The sequence below is a fragment of the Thiogranum longum genome (genome assembly GCF_004339085.1).
GTDB lineage: Bacteria > Pseudomonadota > Gammaproteobacteria > DSM-19610 > DSM-19610 > Thiogranum > Thiogranum longum.
The window spans coordinates 2,196,091-2,211,504 of sequence record NZ_SMFX01000001.1 but is presented as its reverse complement, the minus strand read 5'-3'; the positions used below and the strand labels follow the sequence as shown (position 1 = coordinate 2,211,504).

Sequence of the window (15,414 nt, the reverse complement as noted above, 5' to 3'; positions counted from 1 at the left end):
TACCGGAATTCGTCCCGTTTATTGCTCCCCGAGATCACAGAAGGGCTGAACCAGTACATTCTCGCCTTCACTGGCACCGGTGCTCTCCGCCGGGAGCAGAATAAAGCAATTGGCCAGGCTCATGGATCTGAGTACATGCGACCCTTGTAGCCCGGTTGTCGATACCTGCCAGCTGCCATCCATACTGTGTTGAAGTACGCCACGCTGAAATTCCGTGCGGCCAGGTGCCTTTTTTAGCGGGTTGGCACAACGTGCTTCAAAAACCAGTGGCTCGCGCATCTGTATGCCACCCATCTTGCGAATGGCGGGCAAAACAAACTGGTAAAAGGTCACCATTGCCGATACCGGGTTTCCCGGCAGCCCGAAAAAAACCGCGTCGTCCAGTTTGCCAAACGCCAGTGGTTTGCCCGGTTTCATGGCCATGCGCCAGAAGTTGATTTCACCCAGCTCTTCCAGTGTTTCGGTGACAAAGTCGGCTTCGCCGACGGATACACCACCGGAGGTCAGTACCAGGTCCGCCATATCGGCGGCCTGCCTGAAAGCATCACGCACGGCTTCGCGCTGGTCCGGGATAACGCCGAGGTCATGGAAATCGATCCCGGCATTGCTCAGCAGGCCGTACAGTGCATAGCGGTTGCTGTCATAGATCTGGCCGGCCTGCAAAGGCGTGCCGATACTGGCAAGTTCATCGCCGGTCGAGAAGAAAGCTACACGCAGCCTGCGCCAGACACGGATTTCACCGACGCCGACCGATGCCAGCAAACCCAGTTCGGCCGGACCCAGCACCTTGCCCGGTTCGAGCACACTCTGGCCAGTGCGGGTGTCCTCGCCGGCATAGCGCACGTGCTGTCCTGCTTTTACCCCGGCCGGGTCAAACTGAATCTTTTCGCCATCGCGCTCGACCGTTTCCTGCATCAAAACAGTATCTGCTCCATCCGGCATGACTGCACCTGTCATGATGCGGATACATTGGCCCGCTTTTACTTCGCCTGTAAAGGGAGTGCCTGCAAACGATGTGCCGATTATATTCAATGTGCAGGGTGATGCCGTTGAGCAGTCTTCGTGGCGTATGGCATAGCCATCCATGGCCGAGTTTGCAAACGGTGGTACATCGATGGCTGAAACTACGGGTTCGGCCAGTACGCGGTTCAATGCAGCACGTAAATGCAGTTGCTCATGATCTGCGATGACGGGTACGGCGTCGAGAATACGCTGGCGGCCCTGTTCAACGCTGAGCAGTTTTTGTGACGGATCGGCGCAGCAGTCTTTGGTGGTGTCGTTCATGTCTGGGTACCTGTCCGGTTGGTGGCAATGGTTTCGAGAATAAATTCGGCGACCGTCTGTGGCTGGTTTATGTCCAGGCAGGGTAATGTGGTGTCCAGCGGTTCATCCGTGGCAATGGCTATAATGGAAGGGTCTTCAGGGTACAGCAGTGGTTTCCCGGTTGCGGTGCGGTGCAGTTCAATTTTGGGGAATTCGACGTGTCTGAACCCTTCTACCAGTACCAGGTCAACACTGTCCGGCATAATCCGCGCTAGCAGAGCGGCGAGTTGCGGCTCACGAGGTTGTGTATTTTCACCGATCCATACAGTGCGGTGTGGCGATGCGATCAGGATCTGCTGCGCACCGGCTGCCCGCAGGCGATAACTGTCCTTGCCGGGTTTGTCGATTTCAAAATCGTGGTGTGAATGTTTGATCATACCAATACGCAATCCCTGCGCAGACAGCGCAGGCAGCAGCTGTGTCAGCAGGGTAGTTTTACCGGTTCCACTGTAAGCGGCAAAACCGATAACCGGGAAGGGTGCAGTATATTGATTCATGGTCGTGTCAGTGTGGTGATGATGTCAGATACGGCTGCAATTTTTTCTGATCCTGCTCAACATTCAGGTTGATGAACTGTTGTGGTGAATCGGAAAAATCGACGGGTACGGCTCCGATCTCACCAAGCCAGCCGTTGACGGAGCGCTGACCACGTTCGAGATAATCCCGTAATGCCGGTGCAAGCGTAGCATCGAGCAGACAGAACACCGGTTCGATACGCTGGTTGAGGCTGGCAACACAGGCATTGCTGCCGCATTCGGAAAATGCAGCGGCCATACGTGCCGGGTAGTCGTTGTGAACCAGTGGTGCATCGACGGGCAGTGTTAGCAGGTAACGGCCCGGCGCAGCTACGAGACCGGCCAGCATGCCGGCCAGAGGGCCGGGGAAGTTACCCGAGGCGTCTTCGAGTACCGGGTAACCATAGTCGGCGTACTGTTTCAGGTTGCGGTTTGCACTGATCATAAGAGGGCCAGGATGCGTGGCGAAGCGCTCAAGCAGGTGCTCGATAGCGGGTTTCCCGGCAATGTCCATCAGTCCCTTGTCGTGCCCTCCCATACGGCTACCCTTGCCACCAGCGAGAACAAGCAGACTGATTTCCGTGAGAGGTATGGGGTTTCGTGCAGTCATAACGTGTCGGGTTCCGGAAGCCGGAGTCTAGCACGGCATCACTGAAGGGGCGCGATTGTGATACGGTATTGCAGAGTTTCGGACAAACAACAGAGCCATGCCAGCCAGTCTTTCAGGAACAGAACCCGCTGTACCAGGCAGCGAAGCAGACAATGCAGTGATCGAGCGCTTTGTCGATGCCCTGTGGGTGGAAAACGGTTTAAGTGAGAATACCCTGGCGGCCTACCGCCGGGACCTGGCAGGTTTTGCCGGTTGGTTGAAGACACAGGGCGTGCCGTTGGCCGATGCCGGAGCACTCGAACTTAATGCCTACCTTTCCGCGCAGTATCGTTCAGGTCGAAAACTGCGCAGTAATGCCCGGCTCCTGTCGACTATGCGGCGTTTTTATCGTTACCTGGTACGCGAAGGCCGCCGCAAGGATGACCCGACTGCCAGCATACCCTCTCCCAAAATGGATCGACCGCTTCCGCACACATTGAGTGAACGTCAGGTCGAACAGTTGCTTGCTGCACCGGATACTGACCAGCCTATCGGGATACGCGACCGCGCCATGCTGGAACTGTTGTATGCCAGCGGGCTGCGGGTTTCGGAACTGGTGTCACTGACGGCTGACCGGATCAACCTCAACCAGGGCGTCGTCAAAGTGCTCGGCAAGGGCAACAAGGAACGTCTGGTACCGGTCGGTGACGAAGCATTGCGCTGGATGGCCCGCTACCTGGAAGCGTCGCGCCCGGTATTGTTGCGTGGCGCCTCGGTCGAACCGGTGTTCGTCTCGCGCAAGGCCAGCGCCATGACCCGACAGGCATTCTGGTACCGGATCCGGCAATATGCCTTAAAAGTAAAGATTTCCACGCATTTGTCGCCGCATACCTTGCGGCACGCGTTTGCCACGCACCTGGTGAATCATGGCGCTGACCTGCGTGTCGTACAGATGCTGCTCGGACATAGCGACCTGTCTACCACACAGATTTATACCCATGTCGCCCGCGAAAGACTCAGGCAGCTGCATGAACGCCATCACCCCAGAGGCTGAGTCTGGGTTAGAATGCTGAACCGATACACGGAATCACTGTCCAATCCCGGAACCGATTCTAGAATGACAGGTCAAGTTATTGTGAATGCAGTTAAAATAGCCCTTATGGCATTGATGATTCTGTGCTTTCCCACGTTTGTCAGTGCTGATGAGGCAGCTGACAAGGCCGCCATCCGCACCGCATTGGGCGGTGCCGGCGTCACCTCCATCGAAGCAACGCCTGTAGCCGGGCTTTACGAAGTGGTGATTGGTACCCAGGTGGTTTATATCAGCAACGATGGTCATTACCTGTTGCAGGGTGATCTCATCGATTTCAGGACCCGGAAGAGCCTGACCGAGGCGAAACGGGCCAACCTCAGGAAACAGCTCGTCAGCGCGCTCGACGAAAGCAAGATGATTATCTTCAAGCCGGAAAAAGTAAAGCACGTTGTAACCGTGTTTACGGATATTGATTGTGGTTATTGTCGCAAGTTGCACAGCCAGATGGATGAATACCTGGCCAGGGGGATTGAAATTCGTTACCTGTTTTTCCCGCGCTCCGGTGCGCACACAGCGTCTTATGACAAGGCGGTATCGGTCTGGTGCGCGGATGATCGAAAACAGGCACTGACAGATTCAAAGAATCGACGCCCGGTGCCGAAAAAGACCTGTAGTAACCCGATCGACGAGCACATGCGCCTCGCTGAGCAGCTGGGGTTGCGCGGGACACCTTATATTCTGTTCGAGAACGGTCAGTCAGCTCCGGGTTATGTGCCGCCAAAGCAGATGGCCGAAATGCTTGATCAGGTCAGGGTTGGGAGCAAGTAGGCAACACCATCCAACTGGTTCAGGGAGCGAAGATGGAATCCATACTGGATACTCACCGCAAGGCGCGGACAATAAATCTGGACGACGGGAAATACGGTACGATTGCGGAAATTGGTGCGGGGCAGGAAACCGCGCGATGGTTCTTCCAGGTCGGGGGTGCAGCGGGCACTATTGCCAAGGCCATGTCTGCCTACGACATGACCTTCAGTGATTCGATCTACGGCAGTTGCAAGCGTTATGTCAGCCGCGAGCGTTTGCAGGCCATGCTGAAGCATGAATACAGGCTGGTCAACGAACGTTTGCAGAAGAAACGTGGTGATTCCAGCGCGTTTTTTGCATTTGCCAATACGGTAGCCACGCACAGTTTTGTACGCCAGCAGGCGGGGCACGGCTGGCTCGGTATTCGCTTCCAGACGCGATCCGGCGAAGAGGCTTCACAGATCGATGTACACGTGTGTCTGCGCGGGCAGGAAAGTCTTCAGGACCAGGAAACACTCGGCATTCTCGGCGTCAACCTGATTTTTGGCGCGCTCTACCTTCATGAAAAACCCGAGGCGCTGATCAGGTCATTGCTCGATCAACTTTCCTCCGAATTGCTGGAAATCGATATGATCGATTTCAGTGGCCCTGCATTTTCCGATATTGATAATCGCCTGATGGCATTGCGACTGGTGCAATACGGCTTGTCCAGTGCTGCCATGTTCCAGGCTGATGGCAATGTGGTACAGCCAGCCGATGCGCTGTATAAAAAAGCGGTACTGGTTGAGCGCAGTCGTTTCCGCCCACCGACCCACCTCAACATGAATCTGCTCGACAGCGCACATGCAGCGTTTGGCAAAGAGCCTGATGTTAATCCTGATGATGTCATCGTGTTGAGTGAAATGACCCTGCACAATCTGGTCGAGGGAGAAGAAATCGATGTGGAGGATTATCTGCATCGTGCAGAAATTCTTTGTGCGCTGGGCAAGCATGTAATGATTTCAGACTGTGGAGCATTTTACAGATTGGCGGAATACCTGTTTCGTTATACGCAGTGTCCGGTTGGAATAGTGCTTGGTGTGCCGACACTGGAACAGGTATTTGACGAGAAATATTATGAAAGCCTGGAAGGCGGTATCCTGGAATCGTTCGGGCGCATGTTCAGGAATGACCTCCGGCTGTACGCCGGCCCGGCACTGGGCAAGGACGACAATGACCTGGTAACTGTTCACAATCTGAGTATTCCATCACATCTCAAGCACCTGTATCTATATCTTCTGGAGAATGGCTATATCCGCGAATTGTCCGATATCCGCCGCGAATATCTGTCCATATTTTCTCATTCGGTACTGGAGAAAATTCGCCAGGGAGATGACAGCTGGATTGATATGGTTCCGGGTGCCGTTGCGGAGATTATCCGCAAAAAACGCCTGTTCCAGTGTGAGAGCTAGCGAGACGCCAGCCAGTATCTGACAGACATCGTGACAGAATCGTGAGATTTGCGTGATAGCCGCGTGAACTCCGGGCGGTACAAAGTAGCCCGGAGATCATTCCGCATCACACAAATCTACAAGGAGCACGTCATGATGAAAAAATTGATCACAGGCCTGGTACTGGCCGGGGGGCTCAGCGCAACAGCACAGGCACGGGAGCTGACCGTTGAAGTTACCAACCTGACCAATGGGATCTATTACACCCCGCTACTGGTTTCGACGCATAACGGAAACACAGACCTGTTCGAGCCCGGTGAACCTGCTTCAGCCAGTTTGCAGGCAATGGCAGAGGGTGGTGACATCTCCGGCCTGATTTCAGACCTGAAGACGGCAGATGCCGATATTTCGGCCGACCCGGCAGAAGGCCTGCTTGGTCCGGGCGAAACAGCGACCGCTTACCTGAAAACACACAAGCGTAATCGTTATTTGTCGATTGTTGCCATGTTGCTGCCAACCAATGACGGGTTTATGGGGCTGGACGCGCAGCGTATTCCCAAACGCCGCGGTACCTATACCTATTACATCAACGGATACGATGCCGGCACCGAAGCCAACAGTGAAATCATCAATGGTGGGGGCGCTCCGGGTGTTCCCGGCATCCCGGCTGACCCGGGTGGCAACAGTGGAACCGGTGCAACGGGCGTTACCGACAGTGAGCAGAATTCGCTGGTACACATCCATCGCGGTGTTTTGGGTGATATGGATGCAAATGGTGGTATCAGTGACCTGAATGCTGCTGTACACCACTGGTTGAACCCTGTGGCAAAGGTGACTGTTACCGTGCGTTAGAAACCACCTTCTGTCAGCTATTATCCGGAAAGGCTCCCGGTATGCCCGGGAGCCTTTCTTTCAAGACTGTGGCTATAATGACAACAACCCGAATTTCGAGTATTACAGCAGATGGCTTACCGCTTACTTATCGTCGAAGACAATGCCGATATCGCCCAGCTGATCCAGTTTCACGTCCGTGACCTGGGTTGCGATGCAGACATTGCAGGTGACGGAAATACAGCGCTTGAGCTGTTTCGGGAGAACAGTTATCAACTGGTTGTGCTGGACCTTATGCTGCCAGGGCTGGACGGACTGGAGGTGTGCCGGCAATTACGGGTTCATTCATCCCGTGTGCCAATCCTGATGCTGACTTCACGTAGCGCTGAGCAGGATCGCGTCGCAGGCCTGGAAACCGGGGCTGATGATTACATCACCAAGCCTTTCAGTTTCCCGGAACTTATGGCGCGTATCAAGGCACAGTTTCGTCGTATGGAGGCACACGGAAAGCAGGATAACGGGCGGACCATGCCGGTGAATGCGGGTGATATCCTGATCGACACGGCGAGACGGCAAGTGAAGGTTTCCGGGAAGGAAGTTGTGCTGACAGCGCGTGAGTTTGACCTGTTGCTGCATTTCGCCAGTCACCCCGGACAGGTGTTCTCGCGTACGCAGTTGCTTGAAAAGGTCTGGGGATACCATTATGAAGGTTACGAGCACACCGTAAACTCCCACATCAACCGCTTGCGCTCCAAGATCGAGAAAAATCCTGCCGAGCCACACTACATCCTTACAGTATGGGGTGTGGGGTATCGCTTCAACGAAGTGCTGAACTGATGTTTCCCCGTACCCTTTTTTCCAGACTGGCATTGTCACTTACCTTGTTGCTGGCAGGCATCGGTTTGTTGTATGTGCTTCTCAGTACCAGTATGACGCGGCACTACCAGCAGGAGTTTGTTCAAAGTCTGAACCGGGACCTTGCCAGCAAGCTGGTGATTGGCCGCAACCTGCTCAAGGATGGCATGCTGGATCAGAAGGCACTCAAGGAAACCTTCAATCACTACATGATGGTCAACCCGGATATCGAGATCTATCTGCTCGACAGATCCGGTCGTATTCTTTCCTATTCCGCTGACCCTGGCCAGGTGAAACGGGAACGTGTTGACCTCACACCCGTGAAGCAATTTTTTTCTGGTGAAGCGTTTCCGCTGCTGGGTGATGATCCGCGCAGTTATGAAAGACGCAAGGTTTTCTCGGCTGCACGCCTGACGATGGATGACGGGACACCCGCTTACCTTTATGTTGTGTTGCGCGGTCAGGAATATGAACGTCTTGAGGAATTATTCCAGAATAATTTCCTGTTGCAATTGTCAGGAGCTTCTCTGCTGGCCAGTCTTGTGGTCGGGCTGTTGTTTGGCCTTGTGGTATTTCGTCTTCTTACCCGTCGACTCAACCGTTTGGCGGGGCTGATGCAACGTTTCAGCGAGAGTGATTTCGGAGAACCTGTTCGCTGGCCGGTGGAATCACGGCGCAGTGATGAGATCGAGTCGCTGGGCGAAAGTTTTAACCGTATGGCCGAGTGCATTCAGGAACAGATCGAGGCGTTGAAAAAGCAGGACAGCCTGCGCCGTGAACTGGTGGCCAACGTGTCACACGATCTGCGTACGCCACTGGCAGCATTGCATGGCTATATTGAAACCCTGCAGATCAAGGCAGAGGCCTTTGATGCGGAAACACGCTCCAGCTACCTTCATATTGCGTTGCAGCACAGTCGGCGATTGACGAGACTGGTTGACGAGCTGTTTGAACTGGCAAAACTGGACGCAAGTGACTCGCCGGTACAAACAGAGCCATTCGCCGTTGCCGAGCTGGCGCAGGATATTATCCAGAAGTTTCAGCTGCAGGCGGAGCAAAAGGGTGTCCGGCTAAGTCTCGAGTGTGACGACAGCCTTCCGTTTGTCGATGGCGATATTGCACTGATTGACAGAGTTCTGGTCAACCTGATTTCGAATGCCTTGCGGCATACACCGGAAGGGGGGCGTATTACAGTTTCCCTGCGTCAGGAAGACTCCGCTGTGCGAATCCAGGTGGAAGACACCGGTAGCGGGATACCGGAAGAAGATATCCCGAAAATATTTGAACGTTTCTATCGAGGAGATAACGCTGCCCGAAGCGGGCACCACGCGGGCCTGGGGCTGGCAATTGCCCGGCATATTGTCCGGCTGCATGGTGGTGTGATCCGCGTCAGCAGCAAGCCGGGTCAGGGTGCCCGTTTCGAGTTCTCGCTAAATGCCAGTGTTATGGCTTCCTGAAGCTGCTATTCAACAATTACCAGTGTCGCGCTGTGTGTAAACAGAAGATAGCAGCGGACCTTGTATTCCGGCCACAGGCGTACCACTGCCTCACGGTACAATTCAAGCTGCGGACGGTAGTGCTTCACCAGCGCACCGGGGTTTTTCATGTCTGTGATGCGGTGTGACTTGTAGTCGATCAGGTGGACAGTCGTGTCTGTTACCAGCAAGCGATCGATGATGCCGTATACCGTACGGTTATCCTTTCTGTATTGCACCGGGACCTCGTTCCACTGCCGGGAATCCTGCGCGAATATCCAGCCAAGTTCTTCCTTGTCAAACAGGGTCTGCACTTCTTCACGACAGGCAGCAAGCAGACTGTCATCAGGCCGGATACCCTGTTCTTTCGCAATACGGTCGATTATCGTGCTATTGACCGCTTTCTGGCCAGTAGCCAGTTGTAACATGCGATGGATGATAATGCCCCGCAGTTGCCCCGACGCTTCGCCTGAACAAAGTGCATTATCGTCAGCGCTGCGACTGGGTGCGATTTCATACTCAGGTTGTCCGATACAGATTGGCTGTTGCAGGCGTTCATCGACCAGCACTTCACTCTCCGGCGATTCGGTCGCCGAAGCGGGTTTCACGACAGGTGTTCCAAAGCGGTGCCGCCAAACAGTCTCCGGTTGCGTTGTTCCACAGAGGGGGTTGCTGATCTGGCCGTACCAGCCGAGCTGATCACCGCGCGATGGTCGACAGCCGGAAATGATCAGCATATTCCGCGCCCGGGTCAGGGCAACATATAACAGGTTGGCGGATTCCCGGGTATCTTCAACGCGCTCCAGCTGAAAACATTCTTCAGTAATACTATCGCGCTGCGATTTGTTGCCGGGCAGCAGAAAATCCGTAGGGCGATCCGAACCGGCAGGCCAGCGCACCAGTGTAGTGGTGCCGGGCGGACTACCCTGACTGGTGGTGTCACAAAGGAATACTACAGGTGCTTCCAGCCCTTTGGCGGCGTGAATGGTGAGCAGATTGACACGTTGTTGCCCGGCCTCGGGTGTTGCCTTGCTCAGGCCTTCCTTGTCCAGTCCTCGCAGGCGTTTAACGCGTTCGAGGAAACGCGGCAGTGTCGGATAACGTCCACTATCAACTTCCAGTGCCAGCTCAATAAAGCGACCCAGGTTGGCATCGACCTGTGCAGCCTGTGTGCCGGGTACTGCTGCGCGATAGCGAGCGGTCACATTTGCCTGGTGAAAGATCTGCTCCAGTAAATCGTGAATCGGGATACGCCCGGCCAGTACTCGCCAGTGTGTGAGCAGGTGGGCTGCACGCTGAATGTCAGGCGCGCAATCCTGTTGCGCTGCCAGTACACTGAGGCGTTCAAGCCAGACACCACCAGCAGGTCGTGAAAGCTCGCACAATACGGAATCGTCCAGTGAAAACAGGGGTGAGCGCAGTACCTGTGCCAGAGCAAGATTGTCCTGCGGTGTCATTAATACGGTCAGCAATGCTTCCATGTCACGGATTTCCAGGCTTTCCAGCAAGGTGCCCCGGTCACGACTCAGGTAGGGGATGCCATGCTCACGCAGTGCGGTCTCGTAGTCCGACAGGTGCGTGCGCGAACGCATCAGCACCAGGATGTCGCCGTATTCTGCAACCTGTTCCTGCACCAGTTGCTCGATACGCCCGGCGATCTGTTGCCCCTCGTGGTAGTGGCGCAAATCCCGCGTGTCTGGTCGCGGCGTCTGCAACGGGTTGCGAAGATAACCGGTTCCGGGGCGATCCTCGTTGCCCGGTGCCGTGATCAGGGGCCACACCTCCACCTGACCCCAGGTGTCCTTCAGGTGGGTGCTGTGAGGCTGGAAGCCGGGAAGTAACGGTTGCATGTCGGGGTCAGTAAATATTGTGTTGACCACATCAATAATTGCCGGTGAGGAGCGTCGTGACTGGTCAAGGTGAAGACTGCTGGCATCAAGGTGCCGGTTCATCCAGTCGGCAGCACAATCCAGCAGGGCCGGGTTTCCCCGTCGGAAGCGATAGATAGACTGCTTGCGGTCACCCACGATAAACACGCTGCGCCGGCGCTCGCTGCCGGCTGCCATTTCTTCCAGTAGCGGCAGGATCATTTGCCACTGGGTCGGATTGGTATCCTGGAATTCGTCGATCAACAGGTGGTCGATGCGTTGGTCGAGTTTATACTGTATCCAGTGCGCATGATCCGGATCATTCAGCAAGCTGAAGGTCTTCCATTCCAGGTCGGAAAAATCCAGTAGCCGGCGCTCCCGCTTGATGCGTTGAAAATGTTCGAGCATGCGTTGACCGGCGAGATACCAGGCGCTGTTGACACGCAGGGTGCGCCTGCGATTTTCCACTTCCCGTATGGCCTGCAGTTGCGAACAGAAGTCTTCATGCAATTCAATAAAATGCTGTGCGCCTGCGTCGCTCATTTTTTTCTGCAGTGTGGCAGTTACACTGCGTTTCCGGGGTTCGAATTTCCCGGTCATGAAGACACCCGTAATTTGTGATATGGCTGTCGGTGCATCCATCGGCCGGGTCAGGCAGGGTTCAAGTTGATCAATGTGTTTGAGATTAGCTGTGGTGGTGTGCAATCCCAGCAGCCGGGAGAACTCCGCGAGTTTTTCGCGTGTTTCATCACACCAGAATTGTTCCGGAATTTTGTCCTGCTGATCGAGTTCCAGCTGTGAAGCCAGCTTCCGGGTAGCGTAGTCTGCAGGGTCACCGGCGCCGCGAGTCAGGGCCCACCAGTCACTGCGGTGTTCGACGAACTGATGCAGCGCGCTACGCGTGCTGTACAGGGAGCCGAGTTCTTCAAACAGCCGCTCCAGTGCATTCGCCAGTTCACTGCCGGTTTCCCGGGTGGCTTCCGCAAACAGCGCATCCCAGCTTTCATCTACCAGTATTTCTGTCGTTTCGGTAAGTTCAAAGGAGGGTGGCAGGCCGGCTTCCAGCGGGAAGCGCTGCAACAACTCCTGGCAGAAGCTGTGGAAGGTGGTGGTACGCAAGGTGTGCTCACTGCGCAGCCAGCCTTCCAGAAGGCCACGTGCCCGGTGACATGTAGCCGGAGTGGATGTTTCGCCGATTTCCTCGAGCATGTTCTTCAGCGTAGTGTCATCGGCCTCCAGTAATGCTTCGAGGCGTTCACCGAGTCGCTGCTGCATTTCACCGGCAGCCTTGCGCGTAAAGGTGATGGCGAGGATGCTGTCGGGTGCGGCATCGGCCAGCAGAAGACGCGTCAGTCGTGCAACCAGTTGCCAGGTTTTTCCTGTACCGGCGGAGGCCAGTACGCTGAAGCTTGCAGAGGGGTCGGTGGCCAGTGGTGTGTCAGTCATCTTCCGGGGCCTTTCGCTGCCACATGCCACGACGGCAAAGACCGTCAAACTCACACCAGTTACACGTCTTGTCGTCACCCCAGGCCGGCAGGGCAGCCTGCTGTTGCAGGCTGGTGTCAAGCGTGAGCAGTCGTTGTAGCAGGGCCGGCAGTAATGCTCCGAGGGTTTCACGGTCGGCGCAGGTTGTCGGCTTGATGGTGTCCTTGCCGATTTTCAGGTAATCGAGTTGTATGACATCGTTTACAGCCAGTGCGTAGCTGGGCAATTGAACGGCCTCGCCATCCTGAACCTGCTGTGCGGAAGGTGTGGCACCGGTTTTGTAGTCCACCAGTGCAACAGCGCTGCTGTTTCGGTCGAGTCGGTCAATGCGTCCGCCAATTTTCAGGGTGTCTGTCAGTGATTTCCCGACATTGATTTCTGATTCATGCCACGGCCATGCCTCACGTCGTTTGATTTCCCAGTCGAGGTATTCTGACAGCACGCTGCTCCACTGTATGTACCAGCTGCGCGCCTCGAAGTTTTCGGTCATGGCATCCGTAAAGACATTCAGGCTGATGTGTTTGAGCAACGCCTGTGCATCATCACGCCGGGACTCATCAATCGAACCCTGCCAGGGACCGGGTAGCCCGTCTACATCACTGTTGAAAGCCTGGATAATGCGGTGCACCAGTGAGCCATAATCAGCCTTGCTGAGTGCCTCGGTAATTTCTTCTGCAGGTTTCAGGCGCAGCGCATCGGCGGCAAAAAAGCGATAGGGACAATCGATAATACGCTGGTGCGTGGAAGCCGACCATCGGTCGGGCAGGAGCGCAGGTCGTGAAGGTGGCGCAGGCGGGAGCGTGATGTGCGGGAGGGGTCTGTCATCCGGTGTAGCCGGAAATACCTGTGGTTGTTTTAGCAGAGTGCCCAGTGAGGTATCAGCCAGTGACGTGCCAAAGGCGTTACGATAAAAAACTTCCAGTAATTCCAGCCAGGGACTGGCCGCAACCGGTTCGCCGTCCTGTTCAAGGTGGCGAGTGAGCAGCATCCGGCTGTTGCCGGACAGCAGGCGACAGAAATGGTGCAGGCGTTCGGCGAGTGTCTGTGACCAGGCAGGAAGCCCAAGCTCACTACGAACACGCTGGTTAAAGAAGGCGTGCGTGCCCGGCTTCCCGGGCAACTGGTCCCTGCTGCAGCCGGCAAACACCACGCCGGAAAAGCGTTGTAGACGACTTTGTTCCAGTGTAAGCAGTCTTACCGGGCTGCCATTGTTGGCCGGGTGAAAATGGCTGCGCTCCAGGTTGCGTCCTAGCCAGTCGCGGAACTCGCGCCAGCTGAGCCCCGCCGGGCTGAACTGGCTGGCAGTTTGTAATTCATCGAGCAGTACAAGCAACTGCTGGCCAGCGTCATCGGATTGCAACGCTTCAGTGGCGCCGAGTTCATCGAGACTTTCTGCCAGGGCATTGAGGAAAATAGCGGCGGGATGAATCTCTTCCAGTGCAGCCAGTAACGGGCTGGCGGCATGATCAAGATGGTTCAACAGTTCATGCAGCGCCTGCCTGGAGGCTTCACCCCAGTCCGGCAGACGTGCACTGCGGCGATCGAGATGATGGCGATAACGATCCAGACCGCGTGCAATATTTTCATGCAGGATAATATCCTGTTCCAGGCGGCGTACCTGCTCGAGGTGTTCATCATGCTTGTCACCAAACAGGAAAGGTGATTTGAGAACATCCAGCAGCGGTGCGCAGGCAAAATCTTCCTCAACCGTTTCCAGCCAGCGCTCCAGCAGGGCGGCGGCACTGGTGGTGGAGAGGGCCCAGCCACCGGCATCGTCGAGCGATATCTGTGAGTTTTCCAGCAAGGCTCGCACGCGCCGTGCAAGGCGCCGGTCTCCGGTGACAATGGCTATGGATCCATGCGGATCATCCAGTAGCCAGAGCCGAATCTGCATCGCCACAGCCTGGGCTTCCTGCTCGGGGTTGTCAGCGCAGAAGGTTTTCAGCCGGTCGACAAAAGGATTACCGTGGCCGCTATCCGCAAACAACCGTGCACGTTCAGCCAGATGTTGTGTGGTATCGCCGAACAGTGCATTGATAAAGGCGTCAGTTCCCTTTTTCGGGGTAGTCGAAACAGGTGCTTCCAGGTTCAGCTGCACAAGCAGGTCGTTTAGAGGGGTATGTGGATGATAACCCTCTCCCTGCGTGTCGCCGTGCAGGATCAGGCGCGCTTCACCGCGCTGCAGGCGTTCCTCCAGCCAGCGGCTCTCTGCCGGGCTAAAGCGGGTAAAGCCGACCAGCCAAAGAATTTGACTGCTGGTGCGGTTTGCGTCGTCTTCCAGTTGCTGGCGGCGTGCACTGGCAGGGTCGGTCAACTGGTCTTCATCCAGTTGCTGTCTCCATGCACACCATAGTGTGTACAGCATCCAGGCTTCCTGCTGTAGCACAGGGCTGGGCTGGCGAAGGCCATACGCCTTCTGCAACTGTTCCTCGAAGGCGTCATAGTCCTCCGGCATCAGTTCAGCACGGGTCATATCGTCGAACAGGGTGAGTAACTCATCGGCCAGCAGCCAGGGGTCGGTATCAGCGTAGAGCGATTTGCTGTTGCGGAGCGCTTCGGCGAGGATCAGTTCACGCGAGGGGCGGTCGATGACAGTCTTGCGGGGAGGAGTGGAACTTGCCAGCCAACTGTCCAGTGTATCGATCCGGGGTCCGAGCAGGGCCGGGTAACCCAGTGCATCAGCCTGATCCAGTAAAACGGCGCGCAGCGACGGTGCGCACTGCATATCGGGCAGAAGGATCTGGCAACGACTCAGATCAGGCAGCTTGTCACGGTAGTGTTCGAGCACCTGCTGCGCGGTGGCAGCAAGCGGGTCTGCTGAAAACGGAACAAGCTGGCAGGCCGTCAACGTTCCAGCAGTTTGAGTTTGCCTTCCTTGCCTAGCCAGTCGTCGGCATCGGGTGGCGGATCTTTTTGCTGGGTGATGACCGGCCACTGCCGGGCGAGTTCTTCATTCAGCTCAAGAAATGCTTCCTGACCTTCCGGAAGGTCGTCTTCCGGAAAAATGGCCTCGGCGGGGCATTCCGGTTCACACAGGGTGCAATCGATACATTCTTCCGGGTCTATGACCAGGAAATTCGGACCTTCATGGAAGCAGTCCACCGGGCAGACCTCGACACAATCCGTGTATTTGCACTTGATACAGTTTTCACCTACTACAAAGGTCATGACAGGCTCCTGATTCAACAGTCGCACATGATACA

12 protein-coding genes are annotated in these 15,414 nt (G+C 55.7%); 6 read left to right on the top strand and 6 right to left on the bottom strand.

What is annotated here, in order from left to right; all coding sequences use genetic code 11:
- Nucleotides 1–18 precede the first annotated feature (18 nt).
- The 3 genes from moeA to mobA are packed head-to-tail and all read right to left on the bottom strand — an operon-like array spanning nt 19 to nt 2,448.
- Entirely contained in the window at nt 19–1,284 is a 1,266-nt protein-coding gene (gene moeA, locus DFR30_RS10820) for a molybdopterin molybdotransferase MoeA (RefSeq protein ID WP_132973126.1), read from the bottom strand.
- Nucleotides 1,281–1,820, bottom strand: coding sequence for a molybdopterin-guanine dinucleotide biosynthesis protein B (gene mobB, locus DFR30_RS10815; RefSeq protein WP_132973124.1), 540 nt, complete (start codon nt 1,818–1,820; stop codon nt 1,281–1,283). Before mobB ends, moeA begins: the two co-directional genes overlap by 4 nt.
- 7 nt (nt 1,821–1,827) lie before the next feature.
- The gene (mobA, locus tag DFR30_RS10810; RefSeq protein WP_132973122.1) at nt 1,828–2,448 is read right to left on the bottom strand and encodes a molybdenum cofactor guanylyltransferase MobA; all 621 of its coding nucleotides are present in this window, start codon (nt 2,446–2,448) and stop codon (nt 1,828–1,830) included.
- Between the two features lie 97 nt (nt 2,449–2,545).
- Between mobA and xerD the strand changes: the two genes are divergently transcribed.
- From xerD to DFR30_RS10780, 6 genes are all read left to right on the top strand, one after another.
- Nucleotides 2,546–3,481 (top strand): site-specific tyrosine recombinase XerD, encoded by a 936-nt coding sequence (xerD, locus tag DFR30_RS10805; RefSeq protein ID WP_132973120.1) that lies wholly within the window; start codon nt 2,546–2,548, stop codon nt 3,479–3,481.
- A 63-nt stretch (nt 3,482–3,544) separates the two neighbouring features.
- The gene (locus DFR30_RS10800) at nt 3,545–4,288 is read left to right on the top strand and encodes a DsbC family protein (protein WP_207891879.1); all 744 of its coding nucleotides are present in this window, start codon (nt 3,545–3,547) and stop codon (nt 4,286–4,288) included.
- 32 nt (nt 4,289–4,320) lie between these two features.
- Complete coding sequence (locus DFR30_RS10795) at nt 4,321–5,718, top strand: TonB-dependent receptor (RefSeq protein ID WP_132973118.1); 1,398 nt, start codon at nt 4,321–4,323, stop codon at nt 5,716–5,718.
- A 132-nt stretch (nt 5,719–5,850) separates the two neighbouring features.
- On the top strand, nt 5,851–6,549 hold the full coding sequence (locus DFR30_RS10790; RefSeq protein ID WP_132973116.1) for a spondin domain-containing protein: 699 nt from the start codon (nt 5,851–5,853) through the stop codon (nt 6,547–6,549).
- 111 nt (nt 6,550–6,660) lie between these two features.
- Complete coding sequence (locus DFR30_RS10785; protein ID WP_132973114.1) at nt 6,661–7,365, top strand: response regulator transcription factor; 705 nt, start codon at nt 6,661–6,663, stop codon at nt 7,363–7,365.
- Nucleotides 7,365–8,840: a sensor histidine kinase gene (locus tag DFR30_RS10780; protein ID WP_132973112.1), complete on the top strand. Its 1,476-nt coding sequence runs from the start codon at nt 7,365–7,367 to the stop codon at nt 8,838–8,840. The genes DFR30_RS10785 and DFR30_RS10780 overlap by 1 nt, the downstream gene beginning before the upstream one ends.
- Nucleotides 8,841–8,845: 5 nt before the next feature.
- On the opposite strand, the gene DFR30_RS10775 is transcribed toward DFR30_RS10780, so the two are convergent.
- The 3 genes from DFR30_RS10775 to fdxA are packed head-to-tail and all read right to left on the bottom strand — an operon-like array spanning nt 8,846 to nt 15,379.
- The gene (locus DFR30_RS10775; protein ID WP_132973110.1) at nt 8,846–12,172 is read right to left on the bottom strand and encodes a UvrD-helicase domain-containing protein; all 3,327 of its coding nucleotides are present in this window, start codon (nt 12,170–12,172) and stop codon (nt 8,846–8,848) included.
- Nucleotides 12,165–15,059: a PD-(D/E)XK nuclease family protein gene (locus DFR30_RS10770; RefSeq protein WP_132973108.1), complete on the bottom strand. Its 2,895-nt coding sequence runs from the start codon at nt 15,057–15,059 to the stop codon at nt 12,165–12,167. The genes DFR30_RS10775 and DFR30_RS10770 overlap by 8 nt, the downstream gene beginning before the upstream one ends.
- Nucleotides 15,056–15,379 (bottom strand): ferredoxin FdxA, encoded by a 324-nt coding sequence (gene fdxA / locus DFR30_RS10765; RefSeq protein ID WP_132973106.1) that lies wholly within the window; start codon nt 15,377–15,379, stop codon nt 15,056–15,058. Before fdxA ends, DFR30_RS10770 begins: the two co-directional genes overlap by 4 nt.
- Between the last annotated feature and the right edge of the window lie 35 nt (nt 15,380–15,414).

Coding starts and splice junctions, on each gene's coding strand:
- mobB (WP_132973124.1), bottom strand. CDS start 1,820: ATGAATCAATATACTGCACCCTTCCCGGTTATCGGTTTTGCCGCTTAC.
- DFR30_RS10785 (WP_132973114.1), top strand. CDS start 6,661: ATGGCTTACCGCTTACTTATCGTCGAAGACAATGCCGATATCGCCCAG.
- xerD (WP_132973120.1), top strand. CDS start 2,546: ATGCCAGCCAGTCTTTCAGGAACAGAACCCGCTGTACCAGGCAGCGAA.
- mobA (WP_132973122.1), bottom strand. CDS start 2,448: ATGACTGCACGAAACCCCATACCTCTCACGGAAATCAGTCTGCTTGTT.
- DFR30_RS10800 (WP_207891879.1), top strand. CDS start 3,545: ATGACAGGTCAAGTTATTGTGAATGCAGTTAAAATAGCCCTTATGGCA.
- DFR30_RS10795 (WP_132973118.1), top strand. CDS start 4,321: ATGGAATCCATACTGGATACTCACCGCAAGGCGCGGACAATAAATCTG.
- DFR30_RS10775 (WP_132973110.1), bottom strand. CDS start 12,172: ATGACTGACACACCACTGGCCACCGACCCCTCTGCAAGCTTCAGCGTA.
- fdxA (WP_132973106.1), bottom strand. CDS start 15,379: ATGACCTTTGTAGTAGGTGAAAACTGTATCAAGTGCAAATACACGGAT.
- moeA (WP_132973126.1), bottom strand. CDS start 1,284: ATGAACGACACCACCAAAGACTGCTGCGCCGATCCGTCACAAAAACTG.
- DFR30_RS10780 (WP_132973112.1), top strand. CDS start 7,365: ATGTTTCCCCGTACCCTTTTTTCCAGACTGGCATTGTCACTTACCTTG.
- DFR30_RS10790 (WP_132973116.1), top strand. CDS start 5,851: ATGATGAAAAAATTGATCACAGGCCTGGTACTGGCCGGGGGGCTCAGC.